The 12,695-nt window shown below is 50.0% G+C and carries 11 protein-coding genes and 1 riboswitch; of the genes, 9 read left to right on the forward strand and 2 right to left on the reverse strand.

Annotated elements, in window-relative coordinates; genetic code table 11:
* Positions 1–189: 189 nt before the first annotated feature.
* The gene (locus tag DW931_RS05870) at positions 190–654 is read left to right on the forward strand and encodes an Hsp20/alpha crystallin family protein (protein ID WP_118472111.1); all 465 of its coding nucleotides are present in this window, start codon (positions 190–192) and stop codon (positions 652–654) included.
* Positions 655–804: 150 nt separating this feature from the next.
* On the opposite strand, the gene DW931_RS05875 is transcribed toward DW931_RS05870, so the two are convergent.
* Complete coding sequence (locus DW931_RS05875; RefSeq protein WP_118482360.1) at positions 805–1,359, reverse strand: hypothetical protein; 555 nt, start codon at positions 1,357–1,359, stop codon at positions 805–807.
* Between the two features lie 218 nt (positions 1,360–1,577).
* Positions 1,578–2,828 carry a cell wall hydrolase gene (locus DW931_RS05880; protein ID WP_243015348.1) on the reverse strand — a complete coding sequence of 417 codons (1,251 nt, stop codon included), beginning with the start codon at positions 2,826–2,828 and terminating at the stop codon, positions 1,578–1,580.
* A 403-nt stretch (positions 2,829–3,231) separates the two neighbouring features.
* Between DW931_RS05880 and pfkB the strand changes: the two genes are divergently transcribed.
* From pfkB to DW931_RS05920, 8 genes are all read left to right on the forward strand, one after another.
* The gene (gene pfkB, locus DW931_RS05885; protein ID WP_118524616.1) at positions 3,232–4,152 is read left to right on the forward strand and encodes a 1-phosphofructokinase; all 921 of its coding nucleotides are present in this window, start codon (positions 3,232–3,234) and stop codon (positions 4,150–4,152) included.
* A 93-nt stretch (positions 4,153–4,245) separates the two neighbouring features.
* Positions 4,246–6,255, forward strand: a complete 2,010-nt coding sequence (locus DW931_RS05890; protein ID WP_118482361.1) for a PTS fructose transporter subunit IIABC — start codon at positions 4,246–4,248, stop codon at positions 6,253–6,255.
* 94 nt (positions 6,256–6,349) lie between these two features.
* Complete coding sequence (locus tag DW931_RS05895) at positions 6,350–6,607, forward strand: HPr family phosphocarrier protein (RefSeq protein ID WP_022359198.1); 258 nt, start codon at positions 6,350–6,352, stop codon at positions 6,605–6,607.
* Between the two features lie 80 nt (positions 6,608–6,687).
* The gene (gene ptsP / locus DW931_RS05900) at positions 6,688–8,313 is read left to right on the forward strand and encodes a phosphoenolpyruvate--protein phosphotransferase (RefSeq protein WP_118482372.1); all 1,626 of its coding nucleotides are present in this window, start codon (positions 6,688–6,690) and stop codon (positions 8,311–8,313) included.
* A gap of 79 nt (positions 8,314–8,392) precedes the next feature.
* Positions 8,393–9,139: a DeoR/GlpR family DNA-binding transcription regulator gene (locus DW931_RS05905; RefSeq protein WP_107000352.1), complete on the forward strand. Its 747-nt coding sequence runs from the start codon at positions 8,393–8,395 to the stop codon at positions 9,137–9,139.
* A 249-nt stretch (positions 9,140–9,388) separates the two neighbouring features.
* Positions 9,389–10,204 carry a MoxR family ATPase gene (locus tag DW931_RS05910; RefSeq protein ID WP_022359195.1) on the forward strand — a complete coding sequence of 272 codons (816 nt, stop codon included), beginning with the start codon at positions 9,389–9,391 and terminating at the stop codon, positions 10,202–10,204.
* Positions 10,194–11,387 (forward strand): VWA domain-containing protein, encoded by a 1,194-nt coding sequence (locus tag DW931_RS05915; RefSeq protein WP_118482362.1) that lies wholly within the window; start codon positions 10,194–10,196, stop codon positions 11,385–11,387. Before DW931_RS05910 ends, DW931_RS05915 begins: the two co-directional genes overlap by 11 nt.
* Positions 11,388–11,477: 90 nt before the next feature.
* A riboswitch (NiCo riboswitch) is annotated at positions 11,478–11,562 on the forward strand.
* A 105-nt stretch (positions 11,563–11,667) separates the two neighbouring features.
* Positions 11,668–12,558, forward strand: coding sequence for a cation diffusion facilitator family transporter (locus tag DW931_RS05920; RefSeq protein ID WP_118482363.1), 891 nt, complete (start codon positions 11,668–11,670; stop codon positions 12,556–12,558).
* The last annotated feature ends 137 nt before the right edge of the window (positions 12,559–12,695 follow it).

Consider the following 12,695-nt stretch of genomic DNA (forward strand, 5'->3'; position numbering starts at 1 on the left):
GCACTCACCTCTTGACAGTGCTAACGGAAAGTGCTATAACATAGCCAGAACGAAGGAAGAGGAACAAAGAGGAAGCAAAAAGAAAGGGTTGAGCGCTTCCGGGAATGTTCCCAGACCGTCCCGGTTCCGAAAATGTTGGTTATAAACATAATGAACAGCTAGTAAGCTGAAAAAAAGGAGAGATGACTTATGTTAATGCCGAGTATTTTTGGAGAAAATTTGTTTGATGATTTCTTTAATGATTTTCCGTTTTATGATGATAAAGCCGGACAGAAGATAGAGAAAAAGCTGTATGGACGCCATGGACAGAACCTGATGAAGACCGATATCAAGGAAATGGAAGATGGCTATGAGCTGGAGATGGATCTGCCGGGATTTAAGAAAGAAGAGATTTCGATTTCCCTGGAAGATGGTAATCTGACGATTCAGGCTGCGAAGGGACTGGATGAGGACGAGAAGGAGAAAAAGTCCGGTCGTTACATCCGCAGAGAGCGTTACGCAGGTTCCTGTGCGAGAAGCTTCTATGTCGGTGATGATATAACAGAGGAAGATATCAAGGCGGAATTTAAGCATGGTATTTTGAAGATTTTTGTTCCGAAGAAAGAAGCAAAACCGGAAGTCGAGCAGAAAAAATATATTGCGATTGAAGGATAATGTAGAAGAAGCAGTCAGCCGGATTGATGGATGCAGTTGTCTGGCTGTAACATAGAAAAGAGCGCTGTGGCACTCATGAAGCAGTTTTACCAGAAATGGAAAGCCGGTTTGTGAGTGTTGCGGCGCTCTTTTTCACTATTTTATCTCTGATTAGTAGTTAATAGCTGTGATACCGATAGATCCCTCTTTGTCCAGACCAAAGGTAACTGCCGGTTTACCGGATGGATCGCCTACGATGAAACCTGCCTTGGTCAGTTCGTTGGAAGAAACATCGGCTGTCTTGACTGCCTCAATCAGCGCGTCGGTAAATACCTTGTCTGCGTCGAGAGCCATAAATTCAGTTCTGTTATTTACGACAATCCCGTCATCGATGCCGATGTAGGACGGATAGACAAGCAGCTCGGCTAAATCGTTCATATTTTTATTGGCGATGATGCTTTGAAGGGATCTGGCAAAACCACGGTAAAGTTCTGTGATTTCTTTTTCACTCAGAGTCTCGTCTTCTGCATGATCTGCATCCGTTGTCTGGGCGGTTTCTTTTTCTCTGGCAGTAGTTGTTTCGCTGGCATCGCTGCTTTCTGCTGATGTATCGTTTTCCTGTGTGGATTCAGCGGCAGTTGTTTCAGACGGCTGGCTGGAGCAGGCGGTCATGCTGGCGGCTGCGATGAGAGTGGAAACCATCAAAGTATAAATTGATTTTCTCATAATTTCCTCCATTTGCAATCAATGGACTCCCGGAAGCTTTCTGTGCTTAATGTTGTGAGATGATTTGCAGGAAAGACTCCGAGAGTACCTATCAATAAGGTATGGACAGTAGGTGTCCTCTGCCTGTATGTTTTGCTGATATGATTATCATATCATAAGGCGATGGGAATGTATATGAGGTTTAATGTAATGCGTTTAAATCCGCCTTTTTAAGCCTTTTATTTTTTATAGAAACAATTCCCACCAACCACCTGATAGCTGGAGTAGCTGTCGTAGTTTGCTGATTTGGTCGAGGTAAAATAAAGGTAGTCGCCTATCTGATTCTCCCCGGCGAGCGCTGCCTTTGCCGCCTTGGTGGCAGTAGAGGACGGTCCTCTATCGAGATATTTGTCAAGCAGGCCGGAGGTCGCGCCTGGGAACTGTCCGTCCGCGTAGATAACGCTGGAGATGGATTTGCCCCATTTGCCAGATTTGACGCGGTTGACGATCAGACTTCCGACTGCCAGATAGCTTTCATAGGATCCGCCGTTGGCTTCCATCGTGAGGCAGGCGGAGAGCAGATAAACGTCGCTCTCGGAGGCGGAGATCACGTAGGCTGATTTTGCGGCTGGTGCAGCCGTGCTCTTTTTCGAAGAGCTTCCAGAATTTCCAGATTTTCCCGAAGTCTGGGAGGAACCTTTAGCTGCGTTTGCTTCTGCCTGCGATTTCGCGGCTGCAATCTGGGCTTCTTCGGCGGCTCTGGATGCCTGCTCAGCTTCTTCAGCAGCCTGTCGTGCCGCCTCCAGCGCTGCCATCTCAGCCTCAATGCTGATTGCGCGTCCTGGCTTGACGCTGATTGTGACATAATCAGAAGAAACGTAACCGGAGGTGTCAACGGAAAGCTGGATTTTGACCCATCCAGTTTCCTGACTCAGCACAGGATAGTAGTCTTCCGCGGCAGCCAGACCGACGATGGCAGAATCCGTGCTGGCTTCCTCACGTACATGGAGTGTCTGTGTGCTGACGGTAGCGATATAGAGACCGAGCTCTTTGGCGAGCGGCTTGATATCATCGCCAAATACAAGATAATCGTCCTTGAGCCATCCCTCCAGCCCACCGGAGCGGATTTTTGTCCAGCCATTTTTGCGTTTTAAAATGGTACCGCCGCCTCCGCGGAAGCAGGTGCCGAGTACCTTGGCATCTGTATCTGGTTTTTCTCTCAGGTTCAGCGCATCATCCACATTGGCGACCGCGAGATTTTCATACGGATCGACCGGCTTTTCTTCTTTGATTTTGGCTTTCGCCGTACTTTTAGCATCGGTGCCGGTCTGATGACTGTTTTTTAAGGTGCTGGAAGAAGCGATGGAAGGATCAGAGCCGGCGTTGTTCTTCTTATCAGAAGGTTTAGAGAGGCATAGAAATGCCAGCAGAGCCGCCCCGGCCACAATAAAAAGGATCAGGAAATAGATCGCCATCATTGTTTTATCCATTTTTTTGCGCCTGGAAGAAGCAGGTTTCAAAGGGGAATCGTTCATATCGTATATCCTTTCTGATATAAAAACATCTTGGAAATATTACAAAGATATTACAAAATTCTTCATTTACTATAGCAAATGGGGAAATCCTTGTCAACAAAGGCGGATTTTACGATTAGAAGAGGAGATGAAGCTGAGTAAAAAAGATGTTTTTGGAAACACTATTCCATCAGTGACAGCAATCGTTTCGCCGGAATTCACACGAAACAATCAATCAAAAACAATCATAAAAAATCAAAATTGTGCAATATAACCCAAAAAGAGGCAGCATGTTTGTGAATAAGTTTGATTGATTTTGAATGAAAATGATTTTATAATACAGTCAGAATCAATCAAGATAAGAAAGGAATGAAGGCTTATGATTTATACGGTAACCTTTAATCCATCGTTAGATTATATTGTGTCAGTGAGCGATTTTAAGCTCGGACTGACCAACCGGACGGATTCGGAGCTTTTGCTTCCGGGCGGAAAGGGAATCAATGTTTCGACGGTCCTTCAAAACCTTGGAATTGCCAATACGGCGTTTGGCTTTACTGCCGGGTTTGTCGGCGAGGAGGTTCGGAAGGAAGTGGAGCAGCTGGGCGTGAAAGCCGAGTTTATTTCCCTGGATGAGGGAGTCTCCCGCATCAACCTGAAGCTGAAATCCATCGACGGGACTGAGATCAACGGTCGGGGACCGAAGATTCCGCGGGAAGCGGTGGATGCGCTGATGACCCAGCTTGACCGACTGGGGGCGGATGATACGTTGGTGCTGGCTGGAAGTATTCCAGCGTCGATGCCGGATGATATTTATCAGAAGATTATGGAGCGCCTGGATGGCAGGGACGTCCGGATTGTTGTGGACGCGACCAAGGATCTGCTGCTCAATGTGCTGGGACACCATCCATTTTTAATCAAACCGAACAATCATGAACTGGGAGACATTTTCGGCGTGAAGCTCTCGGAGCGGGAGGAAGTTGTTCCGTATGCGAAGAAGCTGCAGGAAAAAGGTGCGGTCAACGTGCTGGTTTCGATGGCAGGCAAGGGCGCGGTTCTTCTGGCGGAGGATGGAAGCGTCTATGCGGCGGAAGCGCCGAAGGGAACCTTGAAAAATGGTGTCGGAGCCGGAGATTCGATGGTAGCCGGTTTCCTGGCCGGATACGGGGAGAGCGGAGATTATGAACACGCCTTCCGCATGGGACTGGCAGCTGGAAGCGCGAGCGCCTTTTCGGAGCAGCTGGCGACGAAGGATGAGATAAAGAAAGTGTATGAGAACTGTAAAATCACAAAAATCGGATGAGGTTGTATGCAGACATTTTTGAAGCTGGCAGAATGTACTGCCGGATATGCAATGCATACCTGACATTCGGGCATAAATAGGGAGGCAACAGATATGAAGATTACTGATTTACTGGATCCGAGAAGTATATCGCTGGATGCGGCACCCACCAGCAAATCGGAGACACTGGACAAGGCGGTAGAGCTGATGGCGGCGAGCGGAAAGCTGTCGGATGTCGAGGCATTCCGCAAGCAGGTTTATGCGAGAGAAGAAGAGAGCACGACCGGTATCGGCGAGGGGATTGCAATTCCTCATGGAAAATGTGATGCGGTCAAAAAGCCGGGGCTGGCGGCGATGGTCATCAAAAATGGCGTGGATTTCGACTCTCTGGACGGCGAACCGGTCACTCTGCTGTTTCTGATTGCAGCGCCAAATACAAAAGATAACGTACATCTGGATGTGTTGAGCAAGCTTTCCGTTCTCATGATGGACGAGAATTTCTCAGATTCCCTGCGAAATGCCTCTTCGGTGGAAGACTTTCTTTCCATTATTGATAAGGCAGATGCAGAACAGGCAGGCATCGATGAGAGACTGGCGGCTGATTCCGGCGAAGAAGCGGCAGATACAAATGGAGAGAATGTCGCACAGGCAGGTGGTCAGGAGATTCAGGCGCAAAAAGCGGGTGCAGAGACGGAACAGACAGCCGGACCGAAGATCTTAGCGGTTACTTCCTGTCCGACCGGTATCGCGCACACCTACATGGCTGCCGAAGGCCTGGAAAAAGCGGCACGCGCGAGGGGATGGAAGATCAAAGTTGAGACGCGCGGTTCAGCCGGAGCAAAAAATGTGCTGACGGCACAGGAGATCGAGGCGGCGGACTGCATCATCGTGGCAGCGGACGCACAGGTGCCGATGGATCGGTTTGACGGAAAACGAGTGATCGAATGTCAGGTTTCGGACGGTATCAGCAAGGCACCGGAGCTTTTGGAGCGCGCGGCGTCCGGGGAGGTACCGGTTTACCACGCAGCATCATCTGGAAACAGCAGCCCGGCAAAGGCAGCCTCTGGCGGCAAATCGGGCAGTGTCGGACACCAGATTTACACGCAGCTGATGAATGGTGTTTCCCACATGCTTCCATTTGTAGTCGGCGGCGGCATCCTGATTGCGATTGCGTTTCTGATTGATGGTTTCAGTGTGGATATGAATGCACTTCCGCTCGACCAGCGTGTAAACTTTGGTACGATTACCCCGCTGGCGGCATGGTTTAAAAATGTCGGCGGTGTGGCATTTGGCTTTATGCTCCCGATTCTGGCTGGTTTCATCGCGATGGCGATCGGAGACCGCCCGGCGCTGGCAGTCGGTTTTGTCGGCGGCATGATTGCTTCTCAGGGAAAATCAGGTTTCCTTGGCGCCCTGGCGGCAGGTTTTATTGCCGGATATCTGATTCTGGCGCTTCGGAAAGCGTGCGAGAATCTTCCAGAGGCACTGGAAAAGATTGCTCCGGTCCTGATTTACCCGGTTGTGGGCGTCCTGCTCATCGGACTGGTTATGAGCTTCGTCGTAGAGCCGGTCATGGGCGCGATCAATATGGCGTTAAACAATGGTCTGAGCAGCATGGGTGGTTCGAGTAAGCTGATTCTTGGTTTTGTGCTGGCGGCGATGATGGCGATCGACATGGGCGGTCCATTCAACAAGGCGGCATATGTATTTGGTACGGCGGCAATCGCCTCCGGCAACTACGATGTGATGGCAGCTGTTATGATTGGCGGTATGACACCGCCGTGTGCGATTGCGCTGGCAACAATGCTGTTTAAGAAGAAATTTACAAAGGAAGAGCGCGAGGCAGGACCGACCAACTTCATCATGGGTCTGGCATTCATCACGGAGGGCGCGATTCCATTTGCAGCGTCCGATCCGGTACACGTGCTTCCAGCCTGCATCGTCGGTTCGGGTGTTGCGGGAGCGATGAGCATGTTATTTAACTGTACGCTGATGGCGCCGCATGGCGGAATCTTCGTATTCCCAGTCATGGGAAATCCGCTGTTCTATCTGCTGGCACTGGTGGTTGGCATGGCGATCTCGACGGTACTCTTAGGAGTTCTCAAGAAGAATGTAGAAGAATAGATAAATAATTTTTTTTGACGGAATGTGAATCTTTATTAGAAATTTTTTGGTCAAATCAATCAAAATAGGTTATAATGAGAAGGAGAACATCATCATGAAAGAGTTTAAATATACCATTACAGACCCGGAAGGAATCCATGCACGCCCGGCAGGTGAACTGGTAAAGGCGGCAAAACAGTTTACGAGTACGATCAAGCTGGCGAAAGATGGAAAGAGCGGCGACTGCAAAAAGATTTTCGGTATCATGGGACTGGCGGTAAAGAACGGACAGGAAGTAACCCTGACCTTTGAGGGCGAGGACGAAGAAGCAGCTTATGAGGCAGTCAGCCAGTTTATGAAGGAAAATATGTAGTTTAACAAAGATGCCGCGATGTAAGGGATTATTACATGGCGGCATTTTTCGATAATGGATCAATGGAAAGGGGAATGATCATGCAGACGTATCGTGGAAAAAGTGTATTTGGCGGTGTCGCAGTTGGAAAAATATGTGTGTATCAGAAAGGCGAGCAGACCGTAAAACGGACGAAAATAGAGAATACAGAGCAGGAAAAAGCGCGGTTTAATGCGGCGGTTCAGGAGTCCATCCGCCAGCTCGGCGAGTTGTATGAAAAGGCGGTAAAAGAAGTTGGCGAGGCGAATGCGTCGATTTTTGAGATTCACCAGATCATGCTGGAGGACGAGGACTATCTGGACGCGGTTCAGAATATCATCGATACGCAGAAGGTCAATGCCGAGTATGCGGTTGCGGTGACCGGTGACAATTTCGCCCAGATGTTTGCGGCGATGGAGGACGAATATATGCGCGGGCGCGCGGCGGATGTCAAAGATATTTCGGAGCGGATTGTGCGCGTTCTGTCCGGAGGCGCAGGTCAGGGCATCCATACGGACGAGCCGGTGATTATTCTGGCAGATGATTTAGCACCGTCAGAGACGGTACAGCTTGAAAAGGACAAGGTGCTATCCTTTGTGACGGTACACGGTTCCGTCAATTCACACACGGCGATCCTGGCGCGTACGATGAGCATTCCGGCGCTGATCGGAACGGACGTGGCGCTCGATGAGACGGTAGATGGGAAATTTGCGGTTGTGGATGGTACTAACGGAGTCCTGTATGTGGAACCGGATGAGGAGACATTGGAAACAATGCGCCGCCGGCAGAGGGAGGAACAGGAGAAGAAAGAACTGCTGCAAACACTGAAAGGGCGCGAAACAGTCACTCTGGATGGCAAGAAGATCCGCCTGTATGCGAACATTGGCAACAGCAAGGATCTGGCGTCGGTCATTCATAACGATGCGGCGGGCATCGGACTGTTCCGCAGCGAATTTTTGTATCTGGAAAAAGAAACATTTCCGACGGAGGAGGAGCAGTTCCAGGTATATAAACAGGTAGCGGAAACGATGGCGGGCAAACCGGTCATTATCCGCACGCTGGACATCGGCGCGGACAAGCAGTGCGATTATTTTGAACTGAAAAAAGAGGAAAATCCGGCGATGGGCTGCCGAGCGATCCGTATCTGCCTGACAAGACCGGAGATTTTCAAGACACAGCTTCGTGCGTTGTTTCGGGCAAGTGCCTATGGCAATCTCCAGATCATGTATCCGATGATCACAAGTGTCTGGGAGGTCGAGGCGATCGCGAAGATTGTCGAGGAGGTCAAGACGGAGCTGACCGCACAGAATCTCCAGTTTGGCGACCCGAAGCAGGGCATTATGATTGAAACCCCGGCGGCAGTCATGGTAAGCCGGGAACTGGCGAAAAAAGTGGACTTTTTCAGCATCGGAACGAACGACCTGACCCAGTATACGCTGGCAGTTGACCGTCAGAATCCGGAGCTGGATGCATTTTACGATCCGCACCATCCGGCGGTGCTGGCGATGATCCGCATGGTTGTCGAAAATGCGCACGCCGAGGGCATCTGGGCAGGTATCTGCGGCGAATTGGGCGCGGATCTGAGTTTGACAAAAGAATTCCTGAAAATGGGTGTGGATGAGCTTTCCGTATCGCCGGGGCGTGTGCTGCCGATTCGGAAGGTCATTGTCGAAAGCAGCTGCAGTTGATAAGAATATTAAGACAGAGAGAAGTGAAAAATTGAGCTAAAAAAGTTCAACCACAGCAGAAGATGAAAGGAAAAGAGTCATGCTGACAGAAAAAAGATACGAACTGATTTTGGAACTTCTGGATAAAAAGAGGAGTGTGACAGTTCCTGAGATTAAAGAGGTGCTGGGAGTTTCGGAATCGACGATCCGGCGGGATCTGAATGCGCTTGACAAGGCGGGGCGCCTGACCAAGGTGTTTGGCGGCGCGGTGTCCTCAGACGGGACATTTACGGGAACCGAACCGTCAGTGGCACAGAAGATGGAATTGCAGCAGGAGGAGAAAAGGAGAATCGCCCAGTTTGCGGCGGGACTTATCCAGCCGGATGATTTTGTCTATCTGGACGCGGGCACGACGACCGGGTATATCTTAGACTATCTTCCGGCGCGCAGCGCCACGTTTGTGACGAATGCGGTATCACATGCCAAACGGCTGGCAGCCGCCGGAAACCGCGTAATTCTGATTGGTGGTGAGTTAAAGGGCACGACGGAGGCGGTCATCGGAAGCCAGGCGATCCTGACGATCCAGGGCTATCATTTTACAAAGGGATTTTTTGGAACCAACGGCGTCAGCAAGCGCCACGGTTTCACGACGCCGGATCCGAATGAGGCATTAGTCAAGCAAGAGGCGATGCGCCAGACAGAGCGCTGCTATGTGCTGGCGGACAGCCAGAAATTCGGCATGGTAAGTTCGGTGACGTTCGGGGTGTTTGAAGAAGCGACGATCCTCACGGAGACAGAGCCGCCGGAAGGATTTAGCGGCAGCAAGAATATCCGGGTGGCAAAGTAGAATAGTGAGCAGTAACAATCGTGTTTTTCTAATGAAATCCTAACATATATACGATTTGACAAACTATTAGAATATTGCTATATTTATAGAAAATCAATAGGGCGGCAAACGGGCAGGATTATGTATGACGATCGGGAGGAACGATGGATCCGAACCGATCGCAGTCAGCATGGATCCTGAATCGTTATGCCGCCCTTGTTAGTGTTTACAGTTATGTAAAAGGAGAACTTTCTAAAAGGAGAATTTACCATGCAGCAATTTCACGGCAGTGACGAATACATCGCTTCGGATGAACTGATCCGCAGCGTTAACATTGCGGCGGCGCTCAAAAAGCCGCTCTTAATCAAGGGAGAACCGGGCACTGGAAAGACGATGCTCGCGGAGGCGATTGCCAGATCCCTCGATATGGAACTTTTGATCTGGAATATTAAATCGACGACTCGCGCACAAGACGGTCTTTACGTGTACGATACGGTACAGCGTCTTTACGACAGCCAGTTTGGTGCGGACGGCGTTGATGATATTGCCAGATATATCCGCCTCGGAAAGATGGGAGAGGCATTTGAGAAGGAAAAGCAGACGGTTCTTTTGATCGATGAGATCGATAAAGCGGATCTGGAATTCCCGAACGACCTGCTCTGGGAACTTGATAAGATGGAATTTTACATTCCGGAGACGGGAAAGACTGTCAAAGCGAAGCACCGTCCGATTGTGATTATTACCTCCAATGCGGAGAAGGAGCTGCCGGATGCGTTCCTGCGCCGCTGTATCTTCCATTATATTGCATTCCCGGAGCAGCCGATGATGGAGAAGATCATCAAGGCACATTATCCGGATCTCGACCAGAAGCTGATCGACGGCGTGCTGGACGCCTTCTATCGGGTGCGCGATCTGCGCGGCCTGCAGAAGAAGCCGAGTACCTCCGAGGTGTTGGACTGGATTCAGGCGCTTGTGATCGGCGGCGTGCCGGTGGAGAAGCTGGAAAAGGAGATCCCGTTTGCGGGGGTACTCTTAAAAAAGACAGAGGATTTAAAGCTGGTGGAGAATAACCGATATGTTTACTGATTTTCTGTATCTACTCCGTTCTTACGGGATGAAGACGAGCCTCAATGAGTGGAAAAGCCTGATGGATGCGCTGGAAATGAACCTGAACGACGCGAGCCTGACGGAGTTTTACTATATGGCGAGGGCGGTTCTGGTCAAAAAAGAGTCCGAATATGACAAATTTGACCAGGCATTTCTGGCATATTTTAAAAATGTGCATACGTTTGAGAAACTTCCGAAGGAGGTCTTAGACTGGCTTGCCAAGGCGCACGCGCAGACGCCGTATGATAAGGATGAGGTCGATGCGCGGTTTGCGGGACTTGATCTGGACGATATCCGTAAAATGATGGCGGAACGACTGAAAGAGCAGCATGAGCAGCACCACGGCGGCAATAAGTGGATTGGAACCGGCGGTACGTCGGCATTTGGACATTCCGGTTACAGCCCGAAGGGCATCCGCGTGGGCGGACCGGGCAAAAACCGGAGCGCGCTGCAGGTGGCGGAACAGCGGAATTACCGCGATTTCCGCGACGATGCGGTTATCCAGATCCGGCAGTTCCAGGTGGCGCTCAAAAAGCTGCGTCTTTTATCCTGCCGTGAGGATGGACCGAAAACGGAACTCAATGTGGAGAAAACGATCGAGAAGACCTGTGACGAAGGCGGACGTCTGGAGCTCGTCATGGAGCGCCCTAGAAAGAACCAGACGAAGCTCCTGCTTCTGATGGATAGCGGCGGGTCGATGTGGGCATATGCGGATCTGTGCAACCGGCTGTTCCAGGCGGTCAATCAGTCGTCCCATTTTAAGGATTTGAAGATTTATTATTTCCACAACTGTTTCTACGATCAGCTGTTTACGACGCCGTCCTGCTCCTGGCGGGATAAGATCTCGACCGAGTGGGTCTTTCACAACCTGAAACCGGAATACAAGGTAATTCTGGTCGGGGATGCGTCGATGGCGCCGTCGGAACTTCTGTACCGCGGCGGCAGTCTCGACTATTTCCACAGCAACGAACGGACGGGCATTTACTGGCTGCAGGAGATGCACCGGCGTTTTCCGTCGGCGATCTGGCTGAACCCGATGCGGGAAAATAACTGGGCATATGCCTACGGTGCGTACACGATCAGCCTGATCCGAGATGAGATCCCGATGTTTCCGCTGACGGCGGCAGGGCTTGAGGCTGGGATTAAGGAATTGAAGAAATAAATTATGGAAGAAAGGGCGTTTCCCGATATTGACAACTAAGTAAACTTGTGCTATTATTCACCATAAACTCTTTGCACTGCATATCAAACTACAGTACAAACTGAGCAGACCGTGAATATCATGGGGTCGGGTCGCAGAAGCGACAGTGGAAGTTAGTTTCATCCACGGGACAGTAGTTACTCATACTGGTTCGTGGGTGTTTTTTTATACTTTTTTACGGGTTAAACCGCAGCACCCACCTATCGTTAGTGCCATGAGATATTTTTTGGAGGTAACGAATATGAAACAGAACGATTTTCAGAAGGTGGCAAATCAGGTGTCTTTTGTAACGATAGTAGTGAACATCCTTTTGTCGTTTATGAAGCTGTTAGCGGGTGTGTTCGCACATTCGAATGCGATGATCAGTGACAGTATCCATTCGGCGTCCGATGTGTTCAGCACGATGATCGTGGTGATTGGAATTAAGCTGTCGTCCAAACAGCCGGACAAGGAGCACCCGTATGGACATGAGCGGATGGAGTGTGTGGCTGCGATTGTCCTCTCGATGGTTCTCTTTATGACAGGTCTGGGGATTGGCGTGGAGGCGCTTACGGACGTGCTCAAGGGAGAATACAGTCACCTGCAGGTTCCGGGAATGCTGGCGCTGGCAGCGGCTGTTATATCCATTGTCAGTAAAGAAGCGATGTACTGGTACACCCGATATTATGCGAAAAAGATTGATTCCAGCGCACTGATGGCAGATGCATGGCATCACCGTTCCGATGCGTTTTCCTCGATCGGTGCGCTGGTCGGAATCGTGGGCGCGAGAATGGGATTTCCGGTCATGGATCCGATCGCGAGCCTGGTTATTTTCGTCTTTATCGTGAAAGCGGCGTATGAGATTTTTAAAGATGCGATGGATAAAATGGTCGATCATTCCTGTGATGAGAAGACCGAAGAACAGCTGCGCGCCTGCGTTCTTCAGAATCCAGATGTGGCGCGGATTGACCTGCTTCAGACGCGGATCTTTGGCAATAAAATTTATGCGGACATTGAGATTGAGGTAGACGGTTCCATGCCGCTGCGGGAGGCGCACAAGATTGCCGAGTCGGTGCATAACAGCATTGAAAAGACATTTCCGAAGGTAAAACACATTATGGTGCATGTCAATCCGGAAATTGACCGGAAATAGAAAGAAGGACTGCCGCAGACTGGCATATTTCCTTTTAAGCAGACCAAGATAACAATAAAAATCTTGTTTACTTAGAAGAGGGCATGCCAGATGCGGCGGTCCTTTTGGCGCTTTTGGGAACATGAAAATTTTAAACA

The organism is Clostridium sp. AM43-3BH, assembly GCF_003479985.1.
In the GTDB taxonomy this organism is placed as follows: domain Bacteria; phylum Bacillota; class Clostridia; order Lachnospirales; family Lachnospiraceae; genus Otoolea; species Otoolea fessa.

Coding starts and splice junctions, on each gene's coding strand:
- DW931_RS05870 (WP_118472111.1), top strand. CDS start 190: ATGTTAATGCCGAGTATTTTTGGAGAAAATTTGTTTGATGATTTCTTT.
- DW931_RS05875 (WP_118482360.1), bottom strand. CDS start 1,359: ATGAGAAAATCAATTTATACTTTGATGGTTTCCACTCTCATCGCAGCC.
- DW931_RS05880 (WP_243015348.1), bottom strand. CDS start 2,828: ATGGATAAAACAATGATGGCGATCTATTTCCTGATCCTTTTTATTGTG.
- pfkB (WP_118524616.1), top strand. CDS start 3,232: ATGATTTATACGGTAACCTTTAATCCATCGTTAGATTATATTGTGTCA.
- DW931_RS05890 (WP_118482361.1), top strand. CDS start 4,246: ATGAAGATTACTGATTTACTGGATCCGAGAAGTATATCGCTGGATGCG.
- DW931_RS05895 (WP_022359198.1), top strand. CDS start 6,350: ATGAAAGAGTTTAAATATACCATTACAGACCCGGAAGGAATCCATGCA.
- ptsP (WP_118482372.1), top strand. CDS start 6,688: ATGCAGACGTATCGTGGAAAAAGTGTATTTGGCGGTGTCGCAGTTGGA.
- DW931_RS05905 (WP_107000352.1), top strand. CDS start 8,393: ATGCTGACAGAAAAAAGATACGAACTGATTTTGGAACTTCTGGATAAA.
- DW931_RS05910 (WP_022359195.1), top strand. CDS start 9,389: ATGCAGCAATTTCACGGCAGTGACGAATACATCGCTTCGGATGAACTG.
- DW931_RS05915 (WP_118482362.1), top strand. CDS start 10,194: ATGTTTACTGATTTTCTGTATCTACTCCGTTCTTACGGGATGAAGACG.
- DW931_RS05920 (WP_118482363.1), top strand. CDS start 11,668: ATGAAACAGAACGATTTTCAGAAGGTGGCAAATCAGGTGTCTTTTGTA.